Raw genomic sequence first — 2,867 nt, forward strand, 5'->3', positions numbered from 1 at the left:
AAAGACCGGAAATCGCTTGCAAGGCGGTTCGTCACGGTCGAAGCTGATCCAGTTGGCGCCGGTCTTGCGCGCGTGGGTCAGCAGCGCCCAGATTTCAGGGGAGAGTTCGTCAGGGCGCTCGGGCCAGCCATCGAGCAGGCCAAGATGGATCCAGAAGCCATATTGGTGTGGCTCGATCAACAATAGCGGATGATCGACGATGAGGCGGCCGCCGCTTCGGGGCGCATTCCGGATCAGGCCGTCAATGGTGTCGCGCTCGGCAAGGGGAAGATGCGCCGTCGAGCAGGCGCACACCGGGAAGCGGCGCATGGCCGGTCTCCTTCATTGGGGGCGGATAGGAGTAGCGGGAGCGCCAGGCACTCCCGCCGGCGGTTCAGTTGGAGATGAAATCGACCGTGATGCCGCCGTGCTCGGCGTGGATCACGATCTTGCGATCCTGCGGGATCAGCCAGACCAGATGATCCCGTGCGTTCATGCTGATGGCTTCAAGGACGGCTGCGTCTTCACCGAGAAGTAGCCGGGTCGCTTCTTGCCGGGCATCTCGCTCGAACGTGTATGACTGGGTTTCCCAACTATCGCTGTCGCCATCGTCTACTGAACAGAACAAAGATGCATAGATCATACGTCCCAACCGGTCCGGCTTGATGTCGCCCTCGCGCGTCGCGAGAATGATGGCTTCTTCGAGATCCCAACCCCCATTGCGGCAGACAAGAGCCGGGATTTCGACGGAATGGATGCTCCGCAACGCACCTTCGTGCCTGGTCTTGGCGACGATCAGCTCGACCACAATCCTGTCGACGCGGCCGGAAGCCAAATCAGCGGGCAGGCAGGTCTCGTCATCATAATGATATTCAGCACCATCACGGTGAATGCGAATGGAGATCTGCTCAATGATCGGCAGTTCGTCGTACCAGGCATAGCCTTGTAGTGAGCTCTCCGCTTCAACCAGTTGAAAATCCTGAAGCGGCATCTTGTCCCGAGCGAGCGCCAGAGCTTGAGCGATGTCGGGCTCCATCGTGGGAACAATCAGCATTGCGCCTTCAGGAGCCATGATTGCGCTGGCGCGTCCATGGCAGTCGTCGGCCGTTTCCGGGCGCCACGTTGAAAGCCCGCAGCGCGCCTCAGGAAGTGCAACACCAAGTTCGGCCGCTCGTTGCCAGCTGACAAACGCGAGGCGATGATCCGCCCTGGCACCGATGGCCTTGTATATGGTTCGCTCCGCGGCTTCGCGTAGAAACTTCAGTGCGGCGTTTTCGATAACGTCCTTGCGGGCCGGGAGTACCAGATGGATTTCAGGCGCATCGACAATATCGATCCGGACGGCCCAGTGGTCGAAGCTGTCCTTGATTTCGCGAATGGTGGGCAAGGGGCATTTGACACGCAAACCGTGAAAGTTGATGCGGCGGCCGTGTTGCCAGTCAGGGTCGAGATTATAGACGCCGATACGGCAGCCGCAAGCGTCTTCGACCAGTAGCGCGTCCTTGAGGAAATCCTCCCGCGGCTGCAACACCCCATTCATTGTCATCGGCAAGGGAAAGTGGAGCGCGATATCCGCGACAATGCTGTGTAGACCGAAATGCCAGTCATCGGGCATTTCGATCGAGATCAGCGTGCCCCAGCCGATCGTGCCCTGTTCAAGCGGAAGCGGAGCCCCGCTGTCCCATGCCTGGGCCGGGATGCCCACTTTCCATGCCGTGCCAGCCGATGGCGAGAAGGACTGGATTTCGACGGAGCGGCCGGCAAGGCTGAACATGCCCATGCCGGCGGGGTCTTCGGACCGCGCGATGTCATGGTCCCAACCTGAATGTCCCAGCAGCAGCAGGGCGGCCGGATCGTCGATGCCGCAACCATCGTCGCGAACATGAAGGTAGAAGCGGCCGTCCTGTTGGGTGAGATCGATGGCGATGTGCGTGGCGCCGGCGCGCCTCCCGTTCTGGCACATTTCGTGGAGGCAGTCGCGGCTATCCCCCGAGAAAAGGCGAGATGCGCGGCGGATCGCATCCTGGCTGACGGCCGTCTGGATGGTGGCGGGAAGAGGCATGATCATCTCCAGTCTCGACGACGGACCGTCTGTCCGCCTCCCTTGCGCCGCCCCCTCCCCCTTCATCTCGGTTTGCGGATGCCAGGTGGGCAAGACGGTTGTCGCCGGGATGACCGTCCTGCAAAGAGAGGATGATGAGCCAATCAAACGATGTGAAGCTGCGCGACCTTGTCCGGCGATTGCCCGACTGGATGAGAAAGGATCTGGCCTCGAGCGATGCGACAAGGCGGGAGCGCGCGGAAGATGCCCTCCATGTGATGCTGCTCACGCTGCTGGAGAGTGACGCCGATGGCCCATAAAGGGATATGATGTGCTAGCGGGCAGCATTATCGTCGGCGAGGAAGGTCGACCAATCCCCATATAGAATACCGCCATATTCGATGAAATCGTCGATCAGGTTGAATTGCCAGTCGCAAAGCGGTCCATGACTGTTGCTGACACCGCTGGTGCGCCACTGCGCCATGACCTCGGGGAAAAAGCGGTCCATGACATCCGGGGCCGCGGCGAATTTCACATGAGACATATAGGTCACATGGATCGAGGCGAGCGGTCCGATCACAGGACCATCGCTGCCCCAGTCCTCCATCTGCTCGTCGGGCGTGGCCCGGCCATGGTAGAGCCGAAGATAAAGCTTGCCCGGTTCCAGCGGTAGGGCGGGGATTGTCGGCGGTATCTGCGCGCCGGCCGAACGGCTGGGTGCCGCGGCGCGTTCAAGCGTTCCAATCATCGGGATTCCTTTCGATTTTAGGATCACCAGTCGTGGACAGGCAGATCATCCGAGCGGTCACCGTCGCAATCGAGCAGAAGGAACTGGAAGCTCCGGCTT

4 protein-coding genes are annotated in these 2,867 nt (G+C 60.7%); 1 reads left to right on the forward strand and 3 read right to left on the reverse strand.

Annotation, left to right across the window (positions count from 1 at the left end):
* Together ACFQ24_RS04130 and ACFQ24_RS04135 are read right to left on the reverse strand one after the other, a co-directional pair.
* On the reverse strand, nucleotides 1-309 hold a 309-nt coding region (locus ACFQ24_RS04130), incomplete at its 3' end, for a DUF5983 family protein (RefSeq protein ID WP_449325444.1).
* A 64-nt stretch (nucleotides 310-373) separates the two neighbouring features.
* On the reverse strand, nucleotides 374-2,041 hold the full coding sequence (locus ACFQ24_RS04135; protein WP_380909200.1) for an ATP-binding protein: 1,668 nt from the start codon (nucleotides 2,039-2,041) through the stop codon (nucleotides 374-376).
* Nucleotides 2,042-2,175: 134 nt separating this feature from the next.
* On the opposite strand from ACFQ24_RS04135, the gene ACFQ24_RS04140 reads away from it, so the two are divergent.
* Nucleotides 2,176-2,340: a hypothetical protein gene (locus ACFQ24_RS04140; protein WP_380909202.1), complete on the forward strand. Its 165-nt coding sequence runs from the start codon at nucleotides 2,176-2,178 to the stop codon at nucleotides 2,338-2,340.
* A gap of 14 nt (nucleotides 2,341-2,354) precedes the next feature.
* Here ACFQ24_RS04140 and ACFQ24_RS04145 read toward each other — a convergent pair whose 3' ends face one another.
* Nucleotides 2,355-2,768 (reverse strand): hypothetical protein, encoded by a 414-nt coding sequence (locus tag ACFQ24_RS04145; protein WP_380909204.1) that lies wholly within the window; start codon nucleotides 2,766-2,768, stop codon nucleotides 2,355-2,357.
* Nucleotides 2,769-2,867: the final 99 nt, after the last annotated feature.

It is taken from the genome of Sphingobium olei, assembly GCF_042678845.1.
Taxonomy (GTDB): Bacteria; Pseudomonadota; Alphaproteobacteria; order Sphingomonadales; family Sphingomonadaceae; genus Sphingobium; species Sphingobium olei.

Coding starts and splice junctions, on each gene's coding strand:
- ACFQ24_RS04140 (WP_380909202.1), top strand. CDS start 2,176: ATGAGCCAATCAAACGATGTGAAGCTGCGCGACCTTGTCCGGCGATTG.
- ACFQ24_RS04145 (WP_380909204.1), bottom strand. CDS start 2,768: ATGATTGGAACGCTTGAACGCGCCGCGGCACCCAGCCGTTCGGCCGGC.
- ACFQ24_RS04135 (WP_380909200.1), bottom strand. CDS start 2,041: ATGCCTCTTCCCGCCACCATCCAGACGGCCGTCAGCCAGGATGCGATC.